This window comes from Ekhidna sp. (assembly GCF_965221965.1).
GTDB lineage: Bacteria > Bacteroidota > Bacteroidia > Cytophagales > Cyclobacteriaceae > Ekhidna.
The window spans coordinates 1,745,984-1,771,944 of the sequence record NZ_OZ244926.1 but is presented as its reverse complement, the minus strand read 5'-3'; the positions used below and the strand labels follow the sequence as shown (position 1 = coordinate 1,771,944).

Sequence of the window (25,961 nt, the reverse complement as noted above, 5' to 3'; positions counted from 1 at the left end):
TAAAGTAGTGAACACTTTTTGTCCACGTTTGAACAGGTTAATACTGATTGATCGAGTTAAGTGATTGATGTTTAGTGTGTTGTGCTTTTTGGCATTCTTTATGACAAGTAGATTGATGAAAACCTAAATTTGTATCCATGTTTACTTCTTTTAAGCTTTTCTTCCGATCCTTGAAAAGAAACAAATTGTTCAGCTCCATAAATATCCTGGGGTTAACGGTTGGCTTTTTCTCTTCCATACTTATTTATCTGTATGTTCAAAATGAATTGAACTATGATGATTTTCATGAGAAGGGAGATCAGATTTATCGGGTTAATCAAACCTTTATCTGGGGTGAGGACAACCCAAATTTATTTTCCAGCACAGGACCCGGTGTTGGGTATGCCATTTCTGAGGAAGTCCCTGAGGTAAAACACGTGGTTCGTATTCACACTCCGAATATGACGCCTATCACCTTTGACTGGGAAGGTGAGGAGCGGTTCTTTGATGATGAATACATTTTCGCTGTGGACTCTAATTTCTTTGAGGTATTCACATTCCCTCTTTTACATGGAGATCACAATACTGCTCTTGAAAAGCCAAGATCGGTGGTTTTGACTTTTGAAACAGCGAAGAAATTCTTTGGCAATGTAAATCCGGTAGGAGAAGTCATTGAAATGGATAATGGAGAGTCTTTTCAGGTAACCGGCGTTTTGGAAAGGTTTAAAGGCAACTCTTATCTGGACGATTTCGATTTGCTTGTTACAATGAATAGTATCGGACGAGTGAAGGAGAGCAACTGGAACTGGATGTGGACTATGTTTGAGACCTTCTTACTCCTTGATGAATCGGCTGATCCTGTGGTGGTTCAAAATAAACTCAATGACATCCCACCAAAGCATGCCAGTGAAACGCTTGAAGTGATGGGGTATACATATGATGAATACATAGAGGCTGGCAAAGAATGGAACCTATACCTTCAGCCATTTCAGGATATTTATCTGCACTCAGATGGGATTTATAATCGGTTAAGTGGAGTTGGAGATTTTAAAATTGTAGCAGCACTGATCGGTTCGGCGATTTTTCTGATCATTCTTTCCTGTATCAATTTTATAAATCTGTCCACGGCTCAGTTTACCACAAAAGCCCAGGACGTTGCTGTTAGAAAAGTCTTAGGAGGAAGTCGGGCTACTTTTATCAAACGTTATTTTGGCGAATCGATGGCCTACTGCGTTGTAGCTGCAGGGCTGGCTATTGCACTTCTGTTCTACACACTTCCTTTAATCAATCAATCTGTTGGAACAGATCTTTCCTGGAATGTGGTAGATGGATACACTTCCATTGTATTTATCATTGGTCTTATTCTTATTGTCAGTCTTGTTTCCGGGTTTTACCCGTTTGTGTTTTTCAATGGATTTAAGCCGATATCAGCAATGAAAGGAGAGATGCGAACAGGTAAAAAAGGACTGAGGTTGAGAAACGGCATGTTGGTTACGCAATATGTACTTTCATTCTTGTTGATTATTTGTACGATCACCATCTACAAGCAGCTTGATTATTTTCTCAATGTGGACCTGGGATTTGAAAGAGAGAACCTAGTGGTGATCAATAATGCACACTGGACAGGTTCACAAGAAGAATTCGCAAACGAATTGGAAAAGCTGGATGGGGTTGTTGGTGCTTCTGTTTGTGATGCGGTTCCTTTGATAGTATCAAATGGGGATCAGTTTACGCCAGATGAGCCAAATGCGGGCTCTGTGCCGCTTAACTATGCATTGGGCGATGAAAAATATGTTGACTTGCTGGATATTGAGCTATTGGTCGGAAGGTCTTTTGATAAGTCCTATGCCAGTGATACTGCTGCGATTATTTTGAATGAGACAGCAGCCCGAACTATTGGATGGACGGTAGATGAAAGCATTCTCAACAAAAAAATTGAAAACTGGAGTGGAACGTATCATGTAATAGGGGTTACTCGTGATTTCAACTTCTGGTCACTTCATGCACAAATTGAGCCATTTGCTATTTTTCATTCTGAATCTAATGCACAGGGAAATCGACCGCTTACCAAGGTAATGGTAAAAACCAAATCCACCCCTTCGGAATTCAACGAACTGAATGAAAGACTACAGGCAAAGTGGGAAGAATTCGTTCCTTCCCGTCCTTATGATCAAATGATTGTAAGTGAGCACTTTGAGAGCTCTTACCAGACTGAAGAACGCTTTGGTAGCGTTTTGTCTTTCTTCGCGATACTGACAATCATCATCGCATCTCTCGGATTATTTGGGATTGTTGTATTCTCAGTGGAGCAAAAACTAAAAGAGATAGGTGTACGCAAGGTACTTGGTGCCTCAATATCAAGCATTGTTTTACTCTTTTCTAAGAACTACGTGAAATTACTTCTGGTAGGGTTCGCCATAGCTGTGCCGCTGGGGTACTATTTCATGGATATCTGGCTTTCAGATTATGAGTACCACATTACTATGGGAGTGGATATATTTCTGATTTCATTAAGTATTCTGCTGGTTATATCGCTTGCGATATCTATCATTCAGACAACCAAAGCCTCTTTGATGAATCCGTCAGAAGTACTAAAAGACGAGTAGTTAGTCAAGGCTTTTTAGCACCTTCAGGGCTTCTTTAATGTGTTTATCCGCATTAAAGTCTGCTCTGAATGTATGTGCTACCTTCCCAACTTTGTCTATGACAAAAGTGACTCTGCCCGGAAGCAAGCCAAACAGAGCAGATGGAACTTTGAATGCTTTCAATGCCTCCTTTTTGGGGTCACTAAGCAGAAGAAAAGGAAGCTTTCGGTGGTTAGTCACTTTCTTATGGGACTCTACACTATCCCCACTGATTCCAATAACCTCAGCGCCGGCTTCTTGAAATTGTTCATAATGATCCCTGAAACCACATGCCTGTGCAGTACAAACTTTGGTGTTGTCCTTAGGATAGAAATAGATCACCAGCGGTTTACCGACCAGATCTGAAAATGATACCATTTTACCATCCTGATCTTCCAAACGTAAATAGGGTATAGGTTCTCCTTTATGAAGCATTTTTTTTAAATGTGATTAGAAGTACTGGTAATAAACTTAAATCAATCACGAGCGCAATAATTAGTGAGAGACTTACGAAAAGTCCCAGATAAAAGGTTGCCCCGAAATTGGAAAAAAGATAAAGAGAGAATCCGACACTCATGATGATTGAGGTAATAAGCATCGCACTCCCTGCATGAGTGAATGTCTTATTCATGCGTTTTACTGGATCTGGATCTTTGTTTTGTAAGTAATAGCTCATCATATGAATTGTGTCATCGACTGCTATTCCAAATGCAATAGTGAATATGATGGAAGTTGTCATTTTCAATGAAATACCCAACCATCCTAAAATGCCAGCCACCATGATCAGGGGGATAAGATTTGGAAGCAAACTAATGAGCAATAGCTTCCAGGAACGGAAATAAAAACCGAGAATGATCCCTATAACCACTACAGCTGTGATAAGCCCTTTCATAAGGTTGATAGACAATAGCTCATGGCTTTTATCAATGAGGTAAGTGGTTCCGGTGATGCGATAATTGATGATGCTCGTATTAATGTTTTGTTCCAGATACTTTAGCATCTTTTGATTTCGAATGTCTGTCTCATAGGAGCCTAACTCCGGGAAAAACCCTATCAGCCTACCCACCTGACCATCCTCGGTGACCAACTTATCCAATCTTTTAGGATCAATTCGGTTTTTCAAACGAATCGTTCTTCGATACGAATTTTCTGACTCTGGATATTGGTAATTCTCATTCAAACCACCATTATTTACCATATGGAGATACTTGATAATGGTGGCTGGCGATTGGACTTTTGCGATCGGGTATTCGTTGAGCAGATACTCCTCGATTTTTACGATTTCGTCCATCACCTGTTTATCCCAAATGGAGCGTGAAGTGTCTGATACCTCTACTCTTATCTCGTAAGGTTTGGATCCCCCCAGTTCCTCATCAGCAAATTCAAAATCCTCACGTACCTGGGAATCTGGTGGTAGATCATCCAGTAAATAGGAATTGATTTTGAGCTGAGTGATGCCCGGGATTAAGGCAATCACCAGTAGGAAGCAGACAGCCAGAATCAAACGTTTCCTTTTGATGAGAATGCGTAACCAGCTATCCGGAACCTCTAAAATTCGCCGTTCTGCTGAAAAATGGGTAATTGATGCCACCAGCAGACCAAAAGTAAAAGTGATTACAAAAGCGATGAGAATTCCGATAGCAGCAAATATGCCAAGTAGTTGTACGGGTTCGGTATTGATCCAAATAAGACTCAGAAAGCCTATAGCAGTAGTTACTGAGGTTAACAGCGTTGGGGTCCATACGATCTGCAATGCTTGCTTTATTTTTTCATCCCCTTCTAATGCTTGAGACTTTTTGAGCGCGTTCATGAGATGAACAGCATCTGACATGGATACGAAGAAGAGAATCGGGGGTAATAAAGAACTTAAAAGGTTGATCTTGAGTCCAACCATGCCCATTAATCCAAACAGCCAGACAATGGAGAGCAGACTGATGAGAAAGGGTAAAAGTGCTGACTTAAAATTTCTGAATATCAACAGAAGAAGGAGAAAGCTGAGAATTAAGGATCCAATTAAGAACTTTCCAAAGTCATTTTGTATATAAGAAATAAAAACCCCGGAGGCGCTTAACTTACCTACCAGTCGAATATTTGAGATGCCAAATTCTTTTGCTTTTAATTTAATGGCATTCAGCAGCTTTTCTCCTCGAAGCTGATCGCTAAAATGAGCATGATGTAAATAAATACTTAAGGCGTCACCGCTGTTGCTAAACGCCGATCGATAGAATGGATTGCCAAAAACTCGTGAACTGTCTTGTTCGATCTGATAGTCTGTTGGACTATCTGTATGTATTAGTGGAAAAATAACCAGTCCGGTAGGGCTTTTAATAACATGTTGAAGTGATAAGGGGGAGTACACATTTTCAACGTCCGGAATGCTCGTTAGTGATCGCTCAAATGCTGCTGCAAGTGTTAAAAATTCAGGTTCGAAAATTCCGTCTTCACGTTCCAGGATAATGTGCAGGTAGTCATTGTCATAACCAAACTGTTCTACGTGTTTGTTATATGCCCTGCTGTCAGGGTGGTCATTTGGAAAAAATTTCTCAAATTCGAAATCAAAAGCAAGATTTTGAAGATTCCAGCCTAATAACAGGGAAATAGCTACCAGTAAGCTGCACATAATCACCTTTCCCTTTGGGGTAATCAACCGCTCGACATATTTATCTAAACGTGGGTTCAGAGTTTCTTCGTTTAAAAGTTAATTTTGTTACCAAACTACGAACAGAATGCAACAATACCTTAACCTAATGCAACATATCCTTGATAATGGTACCGAGAAAGGGGATCGGACCGGAACAGGGACCAAAAGTGTATTTGGTTATCAGATGCGTTTCGATCTCAGCAAAGGGTTTCCTTGCGTAACAACCAAGAAGCTTCACCTAAGGTCGATCATTCATGAACTGCTCTGGTTTTTACAGGGTGATCAAAACATCAGGTACCTGAAGGAAAATGGTGTATCCATTTGGGATGAGTGGGCGGATGAAGAAGGAAATTTAGGTCCTGTTTATGGGGTGCAATGGAGAAGCTGGGAAACGCCGGATGGAAGGAAAGTAGATCAGATCAAGAAACTGATAGATGGAATAAAAAATAATCCTGACAGCAGGAGACATATTGTTAGTGCATGGAATGTTGCAGATGTAGATGATATGGCACTTCCTCCATGTCACACGTTGTTCCAGTTTTATGTGGCAGATGGAAAGTTAAGCTGTCAATTGTATCAGAGAAGTGCTGATGTGTTTCTTGGTGTGCCTTTTAATATTGCGTCTTATGCGTTATTCACCATGATGGTGGCTCAGGTATGCGACCTGGAACCGGGTGATTTTGTTCATACGTTTGGAGATGCGCATTTATATAGCAATCACATTGAGCAAGCTCACTTGCAACTGAGCAGAGAACCACGTCACCTTCCAACCATGAAAATAAACCCTGAAGTAAAGGATATATTCGGATTTAAGTTCGAAGATTTTGAGTTGGTGAATTATGATCCGCATCCACACATAAAAGGAGCGGTGGCTGTGTAACATTTTTGATGGATAGATAGTCAATTAAGCAACAGTATTCATGGCAGAAAGCAGTGGTATATTCGATATGATTGGTCCGGTAATGATCGGTCCATCCAGCTCACATACGGCTGGGGTCGTTCGGATCGGTAGGGTGACTTATAAAATACTGGGCGGTGTACCGGAGCATGCAGACATCATATTCTACAACTCCTTTGCCCGCACGTATGAAGGGCATGGAAGCAATAGAGCGATTTTAGCCGGACTTATGGACTTTCATACAGATGACAAGCGCATTAAAACTGCGTTGGATTTGACAAAGGAGGCTGGATTAGAATACAAGTTCAGATCTATTGGAAGCGCATCTACATTTCATCCTAATTCGGTGAGGGTAAATGCCAGAAGAGGAGACAAGAGTGTGGAGATTCTGGGGGAAAGCAGAGGTGGAGGCGTTATTCGGATTAAGGAAGTAAATGGGTTTGACTCAAACTTCACAGCCAGCATGCATACCCTAATCATCGAGGCAGATGATGTAAAGGGAAGCATCGCTTTTTTTACTGAGGTGTTGTCACAGGATGACTGCAACATTGCGACTATGACAGTATCCAGAAAAGGACGAAATGATTTAGCCTGTTTAATCCTGGAAATGGATTCAGGCATTGATGATATAACACTACAATATTTAAAGAAGAGGAGGTGGGTGCATAAGGTCATCTACATACCAGATATCGACAAATAATTATGAGACGAATAGGACTAATCACTACACTGATTTTGCTGGGCTTTACAGTAATCAGTCAGGACAAACGTGTGGTTTCTTTGCAGGAATGCATTGAAATAGCCGTGGAAAACAACCTGACGGTGCAAAGAAGTGAATTGAATTTACAAGGCGCAGAGGTTAATTTACTTCAGGCTCAGGCTCAACGCTACCCAACTATCAACTTAAATGGAAATTACGGGTATAACTGGGGTAGAGGTATTGACCCAACGACTAACCAATTTATTGACCAACGAATCAACTTCAATGGAGTAAGCGGTAACTCCAGTATGCCGGTTTTAAACGGGTTGCAGGTTACCAATTCCATCAAACAAAGCAAAATTGACCGTGAAGCGTCGAAGTATGACTTGAAAAGATCAATCAATGATATTTCACTCAATATTTCATTGTTTTATCTGAACGTGATTTTGAATAAGGAATTGGTAGACAATGCGCGATTTCAATTAGAATCAAGTCAGCAGCAACTAGAGCGAACTAAGTTACTCGTTGAGTCTGGAGCTTTGCCGTTGGCTAATGAGTTGCAATTACAAAGCCAGGTGGCTTCAAATGAAGTGGCCTTAATCAATGCTCAGAATAACCTTGATCTATCAGTGCTTGACTTGAAACAGGCGATGCTGCTTCCTCCGGGAGAGGAAATTGAAATTGTCATCCCTGAAATTGAAGTAGATCAGGCTGGGATAGAAACCAGCTCTGTAATGGAAGTTTATGAGGTGGCTTTGGAGAATCAACCTGAGATGAAAAGTGCTGATCTGAGAGTGGAGAGTGCAGAGGTTGGATTGGATGTCTCTAAAGGAGCCATGTATCCATCTTTATCTTTAAATGGTGGATTCAGCACCAACTATTCAGACGCGTTTGTGGATTTCGTTCCAACGAACGTTACTCCAACGCAGGCGCCTACCAATTTAGAAACAGCCTCTGGAGAAGCCATTGTTGAAAATACATTTGATGTAGAAGGCGATTTTGAAACTGTAGATTTATCTACTCAATATGACAATAACCTCAGTAGACGTCTTTCCCTTAATCTTTCCGTTCCAATATTCAATGGGTTCCGAACTCGATCTGACATTCAACGATCTAAGATCGCCTTGCAACAAGCCGAGATTAATAAAACTGAGCAACAAAATATTCTATATCAGACAATAGAGTCATCCTATCGAAATGCACTCGCCGCTTCTAAGACCTATACGGCTTCACAAAAGCAAGTGGCTGCATTGGAAGAAACTTATCGCGCAGTGGAAAATCAATATAACAATGGTGCAGCAAACTTTACAGATTATCAGGTTGCACTGAATAACCTTTACCAGGCACGAACTGATCTTTCAAGAGCGAAATTTGACTTCATTTTCAGAAAGAAGGTTTTGGAATTTTACCAGGGCATCCCATTAACATTTTAAACTAATCGCCAACGTAACTAGATAAATAATCATGGCTAAGAAGAAAAAATCAAGCAATAAAATTTTATACATCCTCGGAGGAGTAGTTATTTTCCTCATTCTATTTGCAATCATAGGCAAGTCTCAGGGATGGGTAGGACAGAAGAAAATGATTCAGGTAGAGGTCTCAAAGGCTGAAAAGAATACCATTATTGAGAAGGTTAGTGCTTCCGGTCAGGTGCAACCTGTTGTTGAGGTTCAGCTAAGTCCAGAGGTGTCCGGAGAAATAATCGAATTGAAAATAGAAGAAGGTGACTCTGTAAGTAAAGGTGACTTTCTTTTAAGAATACGACCAGACAACTTCCAATCGGCATATGATCAGGCTGTTGCTGGACTCAATCAGCAAAAGGCATCTTTGGCGCAAGCGAAAGCAGCCCGAGCAAGAGCAGCCGCAAACTTTAAGCGTGCAGAGCAGGATTTTAATCGTCAGAAAAAACTCTTCGAGGAGAAGGTAATTTCAGAAGCTGATTTCCAGTTGGCTGATGCCAACTACCAAATTGCTGAGCAGGATTATGAATCTGCGAAGGAAAGCGTAAACGCTGCAGAATACATTTTGAGTAGTGCTCAGGCACGAGTTGCTGATGCTAAAGAAAACCTCCGTCTGACAAGCCTTACAGCACCAATGAGTGGAATTGTGTCCAAGCTTCCTGTGGAGCTGGGAGAGACTGTATTGGGTACTTCACAGTTTCAGGGTACTGAAGTGATGCGGATCGCTGACCTCTCTAAAATGGAGGTTCAGGTAGATGTAAATGAGAATGACATTATTCGAATCACAGTTGGCGACACAGCCATTATTGATGTCGATTCTTATTCCTACATGGATAAAACATTCAAAGGAATCGTAACACATATTGCCAATACAGCTAATGACAAAGTTTCAGCGGATGCTGTTACTGAATTCGAAGTTCGAATTCTGATTCTCAATAGTTCCTACCAGGATCTTATTGTAGAAGAAGGTTTGAAATACCCGTTCAGGCCAGGAATGACAGCAAGTGTGGATATAATTACAGAAGTGAAAAAAGGAATCCTAACTGTACCATTGGCTTCAGTGACGACCCGATCAGAGAATAATAAGGATGGCGAGGAAGATAGTGATGCACCTGCTACAGAAAAGCTTGCGGATGAAGAGGTCAAAGAGGTTGTTTTTGTTGTGTCTGAAGGAAAAGCCGTTAAAACGGAGGTAGAGACAGGCATTAGTGACTTTGATCGAATAGAGATAATTTCTGGTCTGGAGGAAGGAACAGAAGTCATTTCAGGACCATTCCTTGCCGTTTCTAAGCGATTGAAAGATGGTGATGATGTGGAGTCTAAGTCCAATGAAAAAGAGAAGAAAGAAAAGTCTACCGAAGAGTAATTCTTAGTTATGTTGATAGAATAAAGAACCCGCTATGGCGGGTTTTTTTATGTGAAAACCTTTGACCGATCATCACATCTTGTTTTTCATTTTCATCACAATCCTTCATATTGTAAGCTCAAAATCAAATACACATGAAACTCACACACATCTTATCATTAATCATCATTGCATCTTTCTTGGGATGCGATACAAAAGAGCGCATGGAGAGTAAGGAATTTAAGATCGAGTATGAAAAGTTCACACTCGATAACGGACTTGAAGTTGTTTTACATGAAGACCATTCTGACCCAATTGTGGCGGTGGCTACTTTGATGCATGTCGGCTCCAATAGAGAGAAGCCCGGACGCACAGGGTTTGCTCATTTCTTTGAGCATATGTCTTTTAATGATTCTGAAAATGTACCGCGTGGTGCAAACAGGAAGCTAATCCCGGAATGGGGCGGTAGCCGTAACGGAGGGACCTGGTCTGACGGCACCATTTATTACGAAGTAGTACCTAAAGATGCATTCGATAAAATCCTGTGGATTGATTCCGATCGCTTTGGTTATATGATTAACACGGTTACAGAGGACGCACTAGAGGCTGAAAAGCAGGTGGTGAAGAATGAGAAGCGTCAGCGTGTGGATAATGCCCCATATGGATACACAGATGAGGTGATCAGAAAAAATCTATATCCGGAAGGACATCCTTACAGCTGGACTGTAATCGGTTCTCTGCCTGACCTGCAGGCGGCTACACTGGAGGATGTAAAGGAATTCTATGAGCAATATTATGGAGCCGGAAATGCCACCTTGGTAATTGCCGGTGATATTGACCCTACTGAGACCAAAGAAAAAGTACAGCGTTGGTTTGGTGAGATCAGAAAAGGACCTGAGGTAGAAAAGCCACAGCCTCAACCAGTCAATCTTGAGGAAACCAAGTCGCTCTATTTTGAGGACAACTTCGCTAAGCTTCCCGAGTTACGAATGGTTTATCCAACAGTAGAAGATTACAACAAAGACATGTATGCGCTTAATGTGCTTGGTCAATTGTTAAGTGGAAGCAAAAAGGCACCACTCTATCAGGTGGTGGTCGAAGAAGAAAAACTGGCCCCTAATGTTTCTACCTATCAGAGCTCGAGTGAAGTCGCGGGCGAGTTTGTTTTCAGGGTTCGTGCGAATGCTGACACAGACCTGGATAGTGTGAAAGCTGCTGTGGAAAAAGGGCTTGCTCGGTTTGAGGAAAATGGGATTGATGAAAAGGACCTGAAGCGAATCAAGGCAGAGTTAGAAACGAATCTGTACCAGGGTGTCAGCACCGTATTAAACAAAGCATTTCAGTTAGTTACAGATAATGAATTCGGTGGTGATCCAAGCTATATTACAAAAACGGCAGAAAGGACCCAGGCGGTTACTGCAGAAGATGTTATGCGTGTTTATAACACATACATTAAAGGTCAGAATTATGTTATGACCAGCTTTGTGCCTGCAGGACAATTAGATTTGATTGTTGATGGAGCGGTGGAAGCAGAAGTATGGGAGGAGGAAATAGTGGCTGATGTGGCAGCCGAGAATGTAACACGGGGAGAGGTGGCAGAATACGAAAAGACTCCATCCAAGTATGATCGATCTGAACCGGAATTTGGAGAACTTCCACTATTGAAATCACCTGAAGTATGGAGTGATAACCTGGATAATGGCATGATGGTTTTTGGAATAGAAAACACAGAGCTGCCATTGGTTTATTTTGATGTCACACTGAAAGGAGGACACTATCACGACCCGATGGACAAGGCCGGTGCTGCTTCACTTCTGGCAGATTTGATGACTGAAGGAACAGCTACTAAGACACCAGCAGAATTAGAGGAGGCCATTGGCTTGTTAGGTGCCTCCATCAATGTGAGGGCCGGGTATGAGGAAATCACGATTTCGGCCTCATGTCTGACCAGAAACTTTGATGAGACGTTTGCACTTGTCAAGGAAATAATTCTGGAGCCACGATGGGATGAAAAAGAGTATGATCGCTTAAAACAGTCATTAATCACACAATTAAAAGGACGAGAGGCAAGCCCGACTGCTATTGCTTCAACGGTGTTTAACAAGCTGCTATATGGTGATGATCATATTTTGGGCTATTCTTCGCTGGGAACACTGGAGACTGCTGAGAATATTTCCCTTGATGATCTAAAGACTTACTACAACACCAATTTTTCACCTGCTGTTGCGAGTTTCCATGTTGCTGGAAACATCGGCAAAGACCGTGTAATGGATCAGTTGACAGGTATGAACTGGGAGTCGAAGAATGTAGAAATGGTTTCTTATCCCACACCTGGTGCAGACAATGCAGGAAAACTCTTCTTTATTGACTTCCCAGGAGCAAAGCAGTCCGTCATTTATATAGGAAAGCAAGCGATTTCCGGGTTGAATCCGGAGTACAACGAGCTTACCTATGCAAATGAAAAACTGGGTGGAGGTTCCAGCGGTCAGCTTTTCCAAACCTTACGTATTGAAAAAGGATACACATATGGAGCATATTCGTATGTTCCCCAACGATCAGTGATAGCTCCTTTCACGGCCACCAGCAGTGTTCGGGCGAATGCAACACTTCCGTCTCTGGAGATCATGAAGGACATGATCGCTAACTACGGTGAAAACTTTACCGAAGAAGACGTGGAAGTAACTAAAACAAAAGTACTAAAAGCGAATACCCGGGCTTTTGAAAGCCTTGGTGCGAAACTCAATATGCTTCATGAAATCAGTCAGTTTGGGAAGACTCCTGACTTTATGGAGAAAGAGCAGGCCGAGCTTACTGTAATGACGCTGGAAGATTATAAAGGTCTGATTGAGAAATACATGAATGAAGATAAAATGATCTACCTGATAGTAGGGGACGGAGCTACCCAATTGGAAGAAGTGAAGAAGCTCGGAATGGGAGATCCTATCCTGCTGGATATAAATGGAGATCCGTTGAATCAGTAGAAACAAATGAATCAGTAAACAAAGAATCCGGCTTTTTTCTGAGCCGGATTCTTTTATCAAAACTTACTTAAGATTCGTTTTAAATTGTCATCATCCTTAAAGTTCTCCTTCTTGTGTTCCTTAAGGAAAGAGGCAAGGTTTGGAAAAACATCATCATCTTTCAACTTTGCACCTCTTTTTTTAACCTTTAGTTCACAGATTTTAGTCTCATCGGTTTTACTCCTTACATAGTATTCTTCGTAGCGGATATACTTGTCTTGAGTTGCTTCTACTATGCCCTGACTTGGCTTACCTCTTTTAATGATACAGGCATACTTTTTTAGTACCTGAATTTTGTCTGAATCTACTAGTTGTTCAGCGAAAGTGACCTCATCTGAGCCTTCAAAACTCAGGTTAACAAAACGAACACTATCAACCTCGAAGTATTCAATCTGTCTACTATCATGGAGGCGGTGAAATTTGCCATCTAACCTGACTATGAGTTCGTTTAGATATGTGTGATAATTTCCATATGGTGCCTCGAATTCCGCCCCATTATTCCTTTTAATTATGAAGTACTTCCAATCCTCATATAAGTAGGGTGAGCCTTCCACCTTTTCTTCCTCAGCTTCTATATCGTACGCCATCATAATTGGCACCCCATCAACGCTTTGTCCCATTGTTACAAAATTTCTTTGAGAAAATGTGGGCTTTAACAAAATGAAAGCAATTAGAAATAGATAGATTTTTCTTTGCTGAAATATCATATTCTTTAGGTTTTAATTCATTTCCATGGCACTTTCTACGGCATCCGTGATTTCCTGCATTTTTTGTTTGGTGTACCTTCCTGAAGTAGCATAGACAATTTTTCCTTCCGGATCAACCACATAAAAGTAAGGCAAATCTTTTCCGTCAAAGTTGAGTGCGTCTTTATATTCCTTCAATGTCCCCTTATAAAACAAAATGTTTGGGTGGAGTCGTTTGTCCACTGTTTTATTAAGCTTATTCATCACCTTCTTGTAAGCCGGACGTTTGGCGCCCGTGAACATCGGGACAAAATAGGTATAAACATCAAATGAAAAATCGAAGGGGCCTGGGTTAGGGTTTTTATAGATAAACTGATTGTAAACCGGCTCAAACCAGCCCTTCAGATAGTCCTCTGCTTTTTTGGAGTAGGCTAAGCCCAGCAGGCTGTATTTTCCATTCAGATCGGATGGCAGATCTACGAACTCATTAGTTAGTGTTTCCGCTTCCATTGCTGGAAACGGATCACCGACCTGGGCAAGAGTCTGGGATGACACGAGCAATACGGTCAGTAGGGTAGTAGCAAATATTTGTTTCATAAGGTTACCTTTTCTAGTGTTCAAAATACTTATCGTTAACGAAAGAATCTTATTTCTATCATTATTTTTCTAAATTTCGTCCAATTATCAATTAAAACAACCATGCAAAACCGAAGAATCAGCTATTCGCTTATCCTATTGTTTGTTGGCTATTTTGCTTTCTCACAGGCCCATCGAGAGGCTTACAATCAGGGAATGCAAGCCATCAAGTTTCAAAAGTATGAAACAGCCATTGAAAAATTCCAGGAGGCCATTAAGATCAACCCTCAGTATGCAGATGCGTGGTTTTACCTGGGTAAAACCTATGATTTTCTGAATAGAACGGAGGAAACGATCAATGCTTATCGTAATCTGGAGAAGGTAGATCCGGAATACAACATCAGCATTTATTATGATATAGCTCGTTTATACATTGAAACGGACAACCTCAGGAGTGCGCGTATTTACATCAAAAGATACTTAGAGAATGCACCTCAGGGGCCCAAGGCGGCAAGGCTAATTCACCTGGCAATGAACAGGCTCAATTACATTGATATCAGTCAGGAGCTAAGAGAGATGCCGCCCAATACCTCAGAACCGGAACCCATCGCATCTATAAATAGTGTTTCCGGAGACTATATGCCTTCGGTGAATCCTACAGGAACAAGACTGTATTTTACAAGTGTGCGAAAAGGAGGATTTGATTTTAAAGACGAGAACAGTGCCGAGCTTGATTTTGGTGAGGATATCTATTTTTCCAAGCTTGAGGGTGATCAGTGGAGTGCACCGGAATTGCTTCCAAAGCCAATCAACTCTATGTCCAATGATTTTGGGTCGGCTTTTACCGGTGACGGACAGAACATGGTTTTTGTGCGCTGTGATGAAAATGGTGCCATCGGAAGCTGTGATCTGTACATTACTCAGCTGAAGGGTAATACCTGGAGCGTTCCTGAAAACATGGGGAACGTAGTGAATGATGAGGACTGGGACAGTCAGCCGACCATCAATGCCGATGGAAACCGCATCATTTTCACCTCACGACGAGCTGGCGGTTACGGAAACTCTGACCTGTACATGGTCGAGAAAAACCACCTCGGGCTTTGGGGTATTCCTCAAAATCTCGGAAGTATTGTGAACACACCATTGACTGAAAACAGTCCATTTCTTGCTGCTGATGGTAAAACGCTGTATTTCTCCTCAACCGGGCACCCGGGAATGGGAGGAGCTGATGTGTTTTATACCGTGTTTGAGAATGGGAAATGGTCTACACCAAAGAATCTGGGTCATCCGATTAACTCAAAAGGTAATGACACCAATTTCAGTATTTCAGCAGCTGGCTATGCTTATTTAGCATCCTCGAGAATGGATGAAAACAACTTTGACATCTTTAAAGCGGAACTACCTGATGAGTTGAAGCCAAAACCAACCATCGTGGTACAGGGTATCGTTTCCAACTCTGAGGATAATAAACCACTTAGTGCGCTGGTACTTATTGAAGACCTGAATTCCGGGGAGTTGATTGCAACAAACAAGAGTAACGAAGCAACAGGTGAATATCTGGTCGTACTTCCTGCAGGACGAGACTATAGTGTGTCCGCTAATGCGGAAGGTTTCTTTTTCTACTCACAAAGCTTTGAACTTCCGAAAGACACGACCTATGCTGAGATCACAAATGACATTGCGCTGGAACCGATCAAGAAGGGTACCAAGGTGGTGCTAAACAATATCTTCTTTGAGGTAGGAAAGGCTGAATTGAAGCCGATAAGTTATGTAGAGCTGAACAAAGCAGTTACGCTGATGAAGAATAATAAGACCATGAAGATCGAGGTAGGAGGGCACACAGATAATGTCGGTGCTGAAACTACAAACCAGAGTTTGTCTCAAAGACGTGCACAGTCAGTGGTGGAGTACATGGTGCTGGCAGGAGTGGAGCGTGAGCGCCTGATTGCGAAAGGATACGGAGAGAGTGTTCCGATAGCGGATAACAGCACTGCAGAGGGTCGTGCGAAGAACCGGCGAACAGAGTTTGTGATTGTGGAGTTTTAGCGATTTTTAATTCTCTTTCTAGGATTTCTGGTGCCACTCATTCATTTCTGATAGAGTGGCATTTTCTTTTAGGGTAATTCCCTTTTGATTCAAATCTGATAGTTTTTGATTCAAATCTTATAGTCATGGTTTTGTGTCGTGGTTTTCTTTATGGTTCAATCAAATTAGTACCGTCTAATGAAAATCATGAAAACAAAAATTAGAATTCTACTATTAGCAATCTCGGTATCGACGATAGCTTTGTTAATTTCTTGTAAAGAAGAAGATTCTGGAGCATCTCTGGAAGTTACTACCAGCACTCCAACTAGTGTGACCAGCTCTTCTGCTACGCTGGGAGGAAGTATTAGCGGTGAAGGCGTACTGTCTGCGGGTGTAGTAATCAGTGAAACAGATAATCCGGATATTGAAAATAATATATCGCTTCCAAGCAGCGCGATTTCAGGATCTTTTACTGTTTCAGCTTCAGGTCTAACTGAAAGCACAACTTATTTTGTTCGTGCATTTGCACTTACGGAAAGTGGAGTAGAATATGGAGATACCAAGAGCTTTACAACAAGTGCCGAAGGGAGCACAGAGGACACAACCCCTCCAACTTTGGTCTCCATTTCTCCCGATGGTGTGGAGAATGTTGCGGTTAATACTACGATTACACTTACATTCAGTGAACCGATGGATGTAAGCACTTTCGATGGTTATTATTTAAGTGGTAACCTACCATCAGAAACATTACCTACAACCATCGCTGCGGATGGAAATAATATTGTTATAACCCCCGATGAGGATTTGATGGGTGGAGAGATTGATTTTTATTACCATGTCCCGACTGAGGCCCTAACGGATCTGGCGGGAAATAAGCTGGATACTGAACTGGCTACAATAATGGGGAGTTTTAGAACTATTAATACACCGCTTGAAATTGAAAATATTTCCCCATCACCTGGTGGTACCGGGGTGGATCTGAATCCGGAAATAGTGATTACTTTTTCTAATGATTTGATTTCAAATACCGCTTTTGTAAGCGAAGGCGCATTTGAATTGAAAAATGGTTCAGGATCGGTGATCTCGACTTCTTTTGAGATATCAGGAAATACGGTTACGTTAACGCCTGATCAGGAATTAGATGAGTTTGCGACTACCTATCTCGTTTCAGTTACAGGAGGTTTAGTAGGGACTCAAATAAGAGGTGCCAATGGAAACTATCTGGTTGATGATTTTGAGTCTTCCTTCGAAACGGTCGTGGTGAGTGATAACTATTACTACTACATTGATGGGAATGGATCGGTTTATTTAGCACTAGAAGATCAAGCAACTACAAGACCCAATGGATATCGGAATCTAGATCTTATCCAGCAGGCCTCAACAGGAAGTGCTGTATTGTGGAGGCCTATTAAGCAATCATTCAATGGAGAAACAGTCTACGTTTTTGTAAATAAACTGGATGATGATAATAACTTTTATGGTTCCGATTACCCTCAGTTTCTATATGCGGCTAGTGTTGATGATGGAAATGAGGAGGTATACTCAAACAGGCCACCAGGAACTTCCACAGCTTTTTATAGCAACCAATATTGGCAATTGACCAAAGAAGGAGCAACTGTGACTAATGCGGATGCATGGTTGCTACACAATCCTGCTTCAAACTCTTATTTACAGGTTAGTTCTCTGGATGCGAAGACGAACACAAGTTCTGGAACCTTTGAATGGTTTATTAGTAGGGTTATGGCATACGAGTAAAATGCACCTTAGGTTGAAAAAGGAAACTTAATTTCTTCTTCATTCACCTCAATGAAATCATGAGATTTTAACAGGTCTATTAGTAGAGGAGCCACTTCTTTCATACGTGAAAGGAGTGGCTCTTTCTCGTTTAATCCATGGATATATACCAGCTTTTCAGGTACTTTCCTGCTGACATAACTTTTTACAAAATCATCGTCTTTGGTCACGATAACATAGCCTTTTTGGATGGCTAGCCATCGGAGCTGATCATCAATGACCCGTTGCTTTTTCTGAGCTTTCATCTCGTTGACATGATGGGCATTCAACCCTGCACCTCGGAATAACACTGCTAATGCTGGGGTCAGGTTTTCGTCTATGATGAACTTAAAACTCATCTTTTAGCACCTTATACACCTGATCTACGGGCAGGCCTACCACATTGAAGTAGGATCCTCTGATCCACTCCACACCAATCAGGCCGATCCACTCCTGGATGCCGTAGCTGCCTGCTTTGTCCATGGGAGAGTCGGTCTGCACATAATGGTCGATCTCATCGTCTGACAGATCGTGGAATTTAACCTCTGTCAGGCTAGAAAAAGAGACCTGCTTTTCTTCATTACTGATGCAAACGCCGGACATTACCTCATGTATTTTTCCGGATAGTAGCTTCAACGTGTGTTTTGCTTCTTTTTCATCGGCTGGTTTGCCAAGGATTTTACCCGAAAAAATAACCACCGTATCAGCTGTGATGATAGTGCCTGATCCCAATGCTTCGCGATGGGCTTTATTCTTTTCTATCGCCAGGTACTCTGCTACTTTAGTGGCATCCATGTCTTCAGGGAATACCTCGTCAAATTCCACGGTCTTTACCTCAAACTCAAAACCTGCTTCTTCAAGCAACTGCTTTCGTCGGGGAGACTTGGAGGCCAGAATAAGGTTATTGAAATGCTTCATCAAAGAATGAATTGAATTCGTCTTCTTTTATGGTTCCAAACAGGAATCCGCAAATGACCTTGGGATAGAAATAAGTGCTTTTCTGTGGAAGCGTGTATCCGCTGTAGCACACCTCTTTCACCGTTTCGATCGATATGTCTTTCGTTATGATTGCGCACTGAGCCTCATTTTTGATCACTGAATTCAGGCATTTAGCAAAGTTGCGCTCGAAGATGAGGTTCTTGCTGCCGCGCTGGTCTTTGCCCTGTATACCCAGGCATTTCTCAAAGACGAAGTAGTGCATCACAGTTAAGTCCAGCTCCTTAATCGTCCGTGGAAAATCCCAGGAGATGGTATCAATCATCTCAGGCTTGAGACGGATTTTGTAGGCCTCATCACCAATCAACAGACCAAACGCCCACTGCTTTCCGAGGATTACCTCATTCACATCATAAGCCTCTGCGATTGGTTTAATGAAGAAATACTGATCAAGTTTCTTAAGTAAGTCCTCCTTAGAGAAATGCTCCAGCCCATGGATTATGCGGTGGGTAGGAAGGATCCGCAAATCATCAGCCTCTGTGTTGGTAAAGTACATCAAATGGTAGTTGTAGCCTTCCTTTCCGGTATGATTCGGGTTGTTTTTTGCCCGCTCTTTTTGATAGAGCAGGGAGCCCTCATACCGATGGTGTCCATCTGCCAGGATGATCTGCTTGTCTTCGATGATCTCCATGATTCGCTTGATGATCTTAACATCATGGATGACACTGAACACATCCCTAACCCCCTGATAATCCTCCGTTTCGTAGAGTGGATCCATCATGGCCTCATCCAGGTATTTCTCGATCTCATGTGTAGGGTCCGTGTACAGTCCGTGCGTTGGACTTACGTTTAGCTGTGTCTTGTCCAGGATATCCATGCGATCACTCACGGAGAAAGGCATGGTGTTTTCATGCCGTAGCAGCACTTTTTCCGGCCAGTCATAGACCCTCAGGTTGGCGATAAACCCCTTTCTGATTCGCTCCCGGTCAGATCCGGGGAGCGTAAAATACTGGTAGTACACATATATAGATGGAAGCTCATCCTGCTTGATGATGCCTCTTTGTTTCCAGTCGATCAGTCGCCTGGCAGCTCCTCTGATGGAATCTTCTCCACGCGGTACCGAAAGGTGGATGCTGTTGTACTCCTCTTCATAAAGCGCCTCCCGCTGGCTTTCAGACACCACATCAAAAAGCGGAGAAACCAGCTGGTCAACATTTTTGATCAGGTCAGCATTGTATCTCCACGCACGAAGGGGTTTGATCTCTGCCATTAGTTACGCGCTCTTTCTTTCCATTTGCTGCGGGTCTCTCGCTGCTCTGTTTTAGATACCTTTTTCGTCGATTTATTCACCAGCTCATTCGCTATGATAGCGGCTACTTCTGCGTATTCAGCAGGTGTCTCTTGTTTCAGAATATCCGGGGTGAAATGAGATTCCACGAACTTAGTCGTGAAGGATCCATCCACAAACTCTTTGTGACCCAAAACGAAATCACAGAATGAAAGGGTGGTTTTTACACCGGTAATTTGATATTCTGCGATCGCTCTACGCATCCGGTCGATTGCTTCGCTTCGGTCTTTCCCGTAGGTGATCAGCTTGGCGATCATTGGGTCGTAATAGATGGAGACGTCTTGTCCCTGCTCATACCCATCATCCACACGTACACCTGCACCCTGTGGTCGGATGTAGGTGGTCAGCTTCCCGGTATCGGGCAGGAAGTTGTTTTCAGGATCTTCTGCATAGACCCGTACTTCCAGGCTGTGACCGTGGATGTTGAGGTCGTCCTGTTTGAAGCTGAGCTTTTTACCATTGGCGATGGCGATTTGCTCTTTCACCAGGTCAATGCCCGTGATCAGTTCCGTCACCGGGTGCTCTACCTGCAATCGGGTGTTCATCTCCAGGAAGTAGAAATCCAGATTTTCGTCTGCGATAAACTCCACTGTGCCTGCCCCGAAGTAGCTGCATGATTTAGCCACATTCACTGCGGCTTCACCGATCTGCTTGCGTTTTTCAGGGGTTAATACAGCAGAGGGAGCCTCTTCGATGACTTTCTGGTGCCTTCGCTGGATGCTGCACTCACGCTCAAAAAGGTGGACGATATTGCCGTGCTGGTCTCCCAGGATCTGCACTTCGATGTGCTTGGGAGAGGAGATAAACTTCTCGATAAACACCTCATCATTTCCAAAGGAGTTTCTGGCCTCACTCATCGCACGGTCCATCTGCTCTTCAAAATCTTTGGGGTCATGCACGATACGCATGCCTTTTCCACCACCGCCGGCGCTGGCTTTGATCATCACCGGATAGCCAATATCATCGGCTACTTTTTTGGCCTTAGGCACATCATTGATCGGCTCATCCATGCCCGGCACCAGTGGCACATTGAATTTCTGAACGGTTTGCTTGGAGGTGAGCTTGTCGCCCATGATACGGATAGCTTCCGGAGACGGACCGATGAAAATAAGCCCTTCTTTCTCCACCCTCTCTGCGAAAGAGGCATTTTCCGACAGGAATCCGTACCCCGGATGGATGGCATCTGCGCCTGTTTGTTTGCAGGCTGCAATGATTTTATCCTGTACGAGATAAGATTCGGAGGCTGCCGCCGGACCAATATTCACTGCTTCATCCGCGTATGAAGCGTGTGGAAGGAGTTTATCTGCGTCACTATAGACAGCTACCGTTTTGATTCCCAGTTCCTTAGCGGATCGCATGACCCGAATAGCGATTTCACCTCTGTTGGCTACTAATATTTTCTTTATAGACATAATTCAATCGTTAGCGCAAGTTTATTGAAAAGGCGACATTCATTATATGCGCATTCCTGCTAAATTTGCAACTTGTTTGAAAAAGAGAACACAAGTAAATGGATTTATTTGAGAAATTACTCAGTGATAAAGGAGCGTTAGGACAATACTCTTATCTTGATAAAGATGTTAACTACTATTTCTTTCCAAAGTTAGAAGGCGACATTCAGCCTCGAATGAAATTTCAGGGGAAGGAAGTGCTGGCCTGGAGTTTGAATAACTACCTGGGACTGGCCAACCACCCGGAGATCAGAAAAATAGACACGGAAGCGACGGAGAGATGGGGGCTGGGGTATCCAATGGGTGCCCGAATGATGACCGGAAACTCGGATTATCATGATCAGCTGGAGCAGGAGCTTGCGGATTTCGTAGGCAAGCCAACAGGCATGCTATTAAACTATGGCTATCAGGGGATCATGTCTGTGATCGATGCATTGGTTGACAGAAAGGACGTGGTGGTTTATGACGCTGAGTGTCACGCTTGTATCATTGATGCGCTACGAATGCACATCGGTAAGCGTTTTGTGTTCCCTCACAACGACATTGAAAATTGCGAAAAGCAACTAAAACGTGCTACTAAGCTTGCAGATGAGCAGGGAGGCGGTGTGCTGGTAATAACCGAAGGAGTGTTCGGTATGACTGGAAATACCGGTAAACTAGATGATATTGTAAAGCTCAAAGAAAAATTCAACTTTAAGCTTTTAGTGGACGATGCGCATGGTTTTGGTACCATGGGTGATACAGGAGCAGGAACGGCAGAGTACTATGGATGCCAGGACGGAGTAGACATTTACTTCTCCACGTTCGCGAAATCAATGGCCAGCATCGGTGCGTTTATAGCAGGACCTACAGAGGTGGTCAATCACCTTAGATATAAAGTACGATCGCAGATTTTTGCCAAGTCGCTCCCTATGCCATTGGTGATAGGAGGGCTGAAGCGACTGGAGATGCTGCGAACCATGCCTGAGCTGAGAGAAAAGCTTTGGACGATCGTGAATGCAATCCAGAATGGATTCAAAGAGCGAGGCTTCAATATCGGCACCACCAACTCTCCGGTTACGCCGGTAGTCATGAATGGTGATGTGATAGAAGCATGTAATATGGTGGTGGATCTGAGAGAGAATTATAAGATATTCTGCTCCATGGTGGTATATCCGGTGATCCCCAAAGGAATGGTGATTTTACGAATCATCCCGACCGCCATGCACACGCTGGAAGATGTGGAAGAAACACTTAATGCTTTTGATGCTGTTAAAGAAAAACTAAACAGTGGCGTATACAAAGAAGCGGGAGTAGAAGGAGCGATGTTAGCAAAATCTTAATATTTCTATCATTTAAACTGTTTATTACCGATTTTAGGCCTATATTGCCAGAACTTTAAAATTTATCGATAACCTTAATTACCTTATAACAATGAAAAGATTTGAACAACTTAAGTCAATGGTTGAATCACTTGAAGCTGATTTCGAAAAGTTTTACGATAAGAAGAACAATGCCGCCGGCACACGAGTAAGAAAAGGTATGCAGGAGATGAAAAATCTTGCACAAGAGATCAGACTAGAGGTTCAAGACATTAAGAACAAAGGATAATCGATTAACGACCAAACCGATAAAGAAATTAGGGAGCCATTTGGCTCCCTTTTTTTATGTCTGGCTTTATTGAACTCATCCCAGCCCCTACAGCGCGTGTCATCTTGAGCTTGTCGCCTGCCTGCCGGCAAAGGCAGGAAGGATCTAGGATTGTGTGCTGGCTTCTTTGAATCATAATCATCAAGTAAAGTGGAATCTAGTTCCCCCTTGAGCGGTCCGACGAAATGTGAACTGCCTCACCCCCGGCCCCTCTCCAAAATGGAGAGGGGAGTGAAATTCTGCACATAAATGCGCGTGTCATCCTGAACTTGTTTCAGGATCTAGGATTGTGTGCAGGCCTTTTAAGTAGTATCTGCTCCCCCTTGAGGGGGCTAGGGGGTGACGGGTGATGATTGCCGTAAAAAGCAGGAATAAATGCGGTAGCTGACTCTGTTTATACCTGATAAAAAAGCGAACGGGCCCAACGAAAATCAGCTGTTTATGAGGAGAATGCAAACTGTTGCTATGTAGTTTGGTGACACAATCAGATTGTGTAACATAGATTAAAACACCCTCAAAGCTGATGTAACATCAGAACCCGTTCTAAATTAAAAGGTACATAATTCATCGGTAATAACCTGATGAGAACAATTGAATGGCTATTTACTAACCTAAACGGGGTTTTATTCAGTTAAAATACTGCTTCCACTTCTCTACCATCGCATCAGATGCGTCGAAAAGGGGTGGCTTTACCGTGCGGGTGCAGATACCTCTGGCTTCCAGCCCTGCCTTGAGGGAGCTGGGATTACCTTCCTCAGAGAGCATGTCGTAAACAATAGCCAGGTCTTCATTGAGCTGGCTAGCCGCTGCATAGTCGCTCCGGAGCGCGGTGTTTACCATTGTGGTGTATTCGGCAGGCATCAAATTGCCTATCACAGAGATCACACCCTCGCCACCCATCTTAATAATATCGTACGCCAATCCATCGTCACCGGAGATGAGCATAAAGTCGTCCGGTCGGTTGTTGGCTATTTCTTTGCACTGGTCCAGATCGCCGGAGGCCTCTTTGACGCCAAGGATATTTGGGTGTTTTGCCAGCTCCAGTGTGGTGGTGGCCTCCATGTTAGAGGCTGTTCTGGACGGTACATTATAAAGGATGATCGGGTGGGGGAAGGCGTCACCCAGCATCTGGTAGTGCCTCACTATTCCTTCCTGAGAAGGTTTGTTATAGTAAGGGCTGGCAGAAAGGATAGAAGCCAGATCGTAATCTTTCAGGTCTTTTGATTTCTCAATCAGGTCAAACGTGTTGTTGCCCCCCAGTCCAAACACCACGGGCTTGCTGCCTTTCAGGTGGTCCAGTACAAACTGTAGAATCTCCAACTTTTCCCCCCAGGAGAACACAGGGGACTCACCGGTGGTACCCTGAACTACAATGTAGTCGGCATTTCCGGCAATGATGTGGTTGAGTAGCTTCTCCAGTGATGGGTAGTCAACGCTATAGTCTGTATTCATTGGGGTGGCCAGCGCCACGCCTGTTCCTTTCAGTTCTGCTTTCATTGTATAGCAAAGGTAAGGATGGGGGGAGATAGTTCAATGTGTTGTTTCCACTCAGGCCGTGGTGGCCCTACTTTTTCTTGATAAAAAGTAGCAAAAATCAAGGCTGATTCATTAATGGCTAAAAATGCTTCATAAAGCCTAAAATCCTCGAAACTCGCTGCGCTCAAACAGTCGAGTCTTTCTCTAAGGCTTCATTCCTCATTTTCTTAACGCCATTCCTGAATAGGCCTTTCGTTTCGCCGTTCCGGCGATTGGGAGGTGGGCATTTTATAGCTCCTTGCGGGTGTCACCCTGAGGTTCTCGAAGGGTGTGGGATTGTGTGCTGGCTTCTTTGAAGCAGAATCAAGTTCCCCCTTGAGCGGTCCGACGATTCGGGGGCTAGGGGGTGACGAAATGTGAACTGCCTCACCCCCGGCCCCTCTCCAAAATGGAGAGGGGAGTGAAATTCTGCACATAAATGCGGGTGTCATCCTGAACTTGTTTCAGGATCTGGGATTGTGGGTTGGCCTTTTAAGTAGTATCTGTTCCCCCTTGAGCGGTCCGACGATTCGGGGGCAGGGGGTGACGAAATGTGAACTGCCTCACCCCCGGCCCCTCTCCATGTTGGAGAGGGGAGCGGTTCACGGTTCCTACGATTGTGTAAGCGTGTTTTAGAAGTATTTCCTCTTTGGAAGGCGGTTCGACGATTCGAGGGGGCGTGGGATTGAGTGCTGTTGGCCACTCTGGCCTGAAGAGTTAAAAGAGAATAAAAAAAGGCCGTAAGGCCTTTAAAAAAGAAATTTACTACCCAAAGTATTCCCGGCCTTGTGCCGGGATCCTCCACTATGGAATGATCTGGATGGAAGGTCCCGGAATAAATCCGGGAACTGGTTAGGTAACATTTATTAGTTGTCTATTTTTTCCAATCGATGAAAAAATAGACGAAAAAAATCTTGTCAAAATCAAATCCCGGCTTTCCCTCAATCCGTCCCCGTGATTTTGACAGGAGCTCGCTTGTTGCGAGCTTGGAGAGTGAATTCCATAGCCGAAGGCTATTGGATGATCTAAAGGGCATTGAAGCTATGAGCGTAGAAAAATGAAGTCAAAGCCCAATTATGATACAAAACCACTGTTTGACCCGAAGCGAAGCATAGGGGAGTTTGGTTTTACTCATACCCACACCCATGCGCTTTAGCCTTCGTGAATCTTCGATTTGTGTACGCGATCAACTTCATTTTTCAGCGAATATATTCTAGCCTTGATCTTTTGCTTCGTTTTGTACGGTCCGTCGTTACGGTCAAGGCAAAATGAAGGGCCACCCCGGCCTGAGGGGTATATGCATAAAAAAAAAGGCCGTAAGGCCTTTGAAAAAGAAAAGTATATATGCTGTCACG

The 25,961-nt window shown here is 43.2% G+C and carries 19 protein-coding genes; 10 read left to right on the top strand and 9 right to left on the bottom strand.

What is annotated here, in order from left to right; translation table 11 throughout:
• Nucleotides 1–137: 137 nt before the first annotated feature.
• Nucleotides 138–2,585: an ABC transporter permease gene (locus ACOQON_RS08580; protein WP_420578511.1), complete on the top strand. Its 2,448-nt coding sequence runs from the start codon at nucleotides 138–140 to the stop codon at nucleotides 2,583–2,585.
• Here the strand turns inward: ACOQON_RS08580 and ACOQON_RS08575 are convergent, their stop codons facing one another.
• Nucleotides 2,586–3,038: a peroxiredoxin gene (locus tag ACOQON_RS08575; protein WP_420578510.1), complete on the bottom strand. Its 453-nt coding sequence runs from the start codon at nucleotides 3,036–3,038 to the stop codon at nucleotides 2,586–2,588.
• Nucleotides 3,028–5,223 carry an efflux RND transporter permease subunit gene (locus tag ACOQON_RS08570; protein WP_420578509.1) on the bottom strand — a complete coding sequence of 732 codons (2,196 nt, stop codon included), beginning with the start codon at nucleotides 5,221–5,223 and terminating at the stop codon, nucleotides 3,028–3,030. The genes ACOQON_RS08575 and ACOQON_RS08570 overlap by 11 nt, the downstream gene beginning before the upstream one ends.
• A gap of 106 nt (nucleotides 5,224–5,329) precedes the next feature.
• Here ACOQON_RS08570 and ACOQON_RS08565 point away from each other — a divergent pair, with 106 nt between their 5' ends.
• The 5 genes from ACOQON_RS08565 (at nucleotide 5,330) to ACOQON_RS08545 (ending at nucleotide 12,628) form a co-directional block, all read left to right on the top strand.
• Complete coding sequence (locus ACOQON_RS08565) at nucleotides 5,330–6,124, top strand: thymidylate synthase (RefSeq protein ID WP_420578508.1); 795 nt, start codon at nucleotides 5,330–5,332, stop codon at nucleotides 6,122–6,124.
• 40 nt (nucleotides 6,125–6,164) lie between these two features.
• Nucleotides 6,165–6,842 (top strand): L-serine ammonia-lyase, iron-sulfur-dependent subunit beta, encoded by a 678-nt coding sequence (gene sdaAB / locus ACOQON_RS08560; RefSeq protein ID WP_420578507.1) that lies wholly within the window; start codon nucleotides 6,165–6,167, stop codon nucleotides 6,840–6,842.
• A gap of 2 nt (nucleotides 6,843–6,844) precedes the next feature.
• A complete protein-coding gene (locus tag ACOQON_RS08555) occupies nucleotides 6,845–8,275 on the top strand; it encodes a TolC family protein (protein ID WP_420578506.1) in 1,431 nt (476 codons plus the stop codon).
• Between the two features lie 31 nt (nucleotides 8,276–8,306).
• Nucleotides 8,307–9,668 (top strand): efflux RND transporter periplasmic adaptor subunit, encoded by a 1,362-nt coding sequence (locus tag ACOQON_RS08550; RefSeq protein ID WP_420578505.1) that lies wholly within the window; start codon nucleotides 8,307–8,309, stop codon nucleotides 9,666–9,668.
• Between the two features lie 134 nt (nucleotides 9,669–9,802).
• The gene (locus tag ACOQON_RS08545; RefSeq protein WP_420578504.1) at nucleotides 9,803–12,628 is read left to right on the top strand and encodes a M16 family metallopeptidase; all 2,826 of its coding nucleotides are present in this window, start codon (nucleotides 9,803–9,805) and stop codon (nucleotides 12,626–12,628) included.
• 56 nt (nucleotides 12,629–12,684) lie between these two features.
• On the opposite strand, the gene ACOQON_RS08540 is transcribed toward ACOQON_RS08545, so the two are convergent.
• Nucleotides 12,685–13,287: a hypothetical protein gene (locus tag ACOQON_RS08540; RefSeq protein WP_420578503.1), complete on the bottom strand. Its 603-nt coding sequence runs from the start codon at nucleotides 13,285–13,287 to the stop codon at nucleotides 12,685–12,687.
• Between the two features lie 99 nt (nucleotides 13,288–13,386).
• Nucleotides 13,387–13,950: a hypothetical protein gene (locus tag ACOQON_RS08535; protein WP_420578502.1), complete on the bottom strand. Its 564-nt coding sequence runs from the start codon at nucleotides 13,948–13,950 to the stop codon at nucleotides 13,387–13,389.
• 102 nt (nucleotides 13,951–14,052) lie between these two features.
• Here ACOQON_RS08535 and ACOQON_RS08530 point away from each other — a divergent pair, with 102 nt between their 5' ends.
• Together ACOQON_RS08530 and ACOQON_RS08525 are read left to right on the top strand one after the other, a co-directional pair.
• The gene (locus ACOQON_RS08530) at nucleotides 14,053–15,975 is read left to right on the top strand and encodes an OmpA family protein (RefSeq protein WP_420578501.1); all 1,923 of its coding nucleotides are present in this window, start codon (nucleotides 14,053–14,055) and stop codon (nucleotides 15,973–15,975) included.
• Between the two features lie 186 nt (nucleotides 15,976–16,161).
• Nucleotides 16,162–17,709, top strand: coding sequence for an Ig-like domain-containing protein (locus ACOQON_RS08525; protein ID WP_420578500.1), 1,548 nt, complete (start codon nucleotides 16,162–16,164; stop codon nucleotides 17,707–17,709).
• An 8-nt stretch (nucleotides 17,710–17,717) separates the two neighbouring features.
• Here ACOQON_RS08525 and ACOQON_RS08520 read toward each other — a convergent pair whose 3' ends face one another.
• The 4 genes from ACOQON_RS08520 to accC are packed head-to-tail and all read right to left on the bottom strand — an operon-like array spanning nucleotide 17,718 to nucleotide 21,423.
• Entirely contained in the window at nucleotides 17,718–18,086 is a 369-nt protein-coding gene (locus tag ACOQON_RS08520; protein WP_420578499.1) for a DUF5615 family PIN-like protein, read from the bottom strand.
• Complete coding sequence (locus ACOQON_RS08515; protein WP_420578498.1) at nucleotides 18,076–18,645, bottom strand: Maf family protein; 570 nt, start codon at nucleotides 18,643–18,645, stop codon at nucleotides 18,076–18,078. The genes ACOQON_RS08520 and ACOQON_RS08515 overlap by 11 nt, the downstream gene beginning before the upstream one ends.
• A complete protein-coding gene (locus ACOQON_RS08510; protein WP_420578497.1) occupies nucleotides 18,629–19,933 on the bottom strand; it encodes a DUF1015 domain-containing protein in 1,305 nt (434 codons plus the stop codon). The genes ACOQON_RS08515 and ACOQON_RS08510 overlap by 17 nt, the downstream gene beginning before the upstream one ends.
• On the bottom strand, nucleotides 19,933–21,423 hold the full coding sequence (gene accC / locus ACOQON_RS08505) for an acetyl-CoA carboxylase biotin carboxylase subunit (protein WP_420578496.1): 1,491 nt from the start codon (nucleotides 21,421–21,423) through the stop codon (nucleotides 19,933–19,935). The genes ACOQON_RS08510 and accC overlap by 1 nt, the downstream gene beginning before the upstream one ends.
• A 98-nt stretch (nucleotides 21,424–21,521) precedes the next feature.
• Between accC and ACOQON_RS08500 the strand changes: the two genes are divergently transcribed.
• The gene (locus ACOQON_RS08500; RefSeq protein ID WP_420578495.1) at nucleotides 21,522–22,784 is read left to right on the top strand and encodes an aminotransferase class I/II-fold pyridoxal phosphate-dependent enzyme; all 1,263 of its coding nucleotides are present in this window, start codon (nucleotides 21,522–21,524) and stop codon (nucleotides 22,782–22,784) included.
• A gap of 91 nt (nucleotides 22,785–22,875) precedes the next feature.
• Nucleotides 22,876–23,052 (top strand): hypothetical protein, encoded by a 177-nt coding sequence (locus tag ACOQON_RS08495; RefSeq protein WP_047162768.1) that lies wholly within the window; start codon nucleotides 22,876–22,878, stop codon nucleotides 23,050–23,052.
• Between the two features lie 666 nt (nucleotides 23,053–23,718).
• On the opposite strand, the gene dapA is transcribed toward ACOQON_RS08495, so the two are convergent.
• Nucleotides 23,719–24,588 (bottom strand): 4-hydroxy-tetrahydrodipicolinate synthase, encoded by an 870-nt coding sequence (gene dapA / locus ACOQON_RS08490; RefSeq protein ID WP_420578494.1) that lies wholly within the window; start codon nucleotides 24,586–24,588, stop codon nucleotides 23,719–23,721.
• Nucleotides 24,589–25,961 lie beyond the last annotated feature (1,373 nt).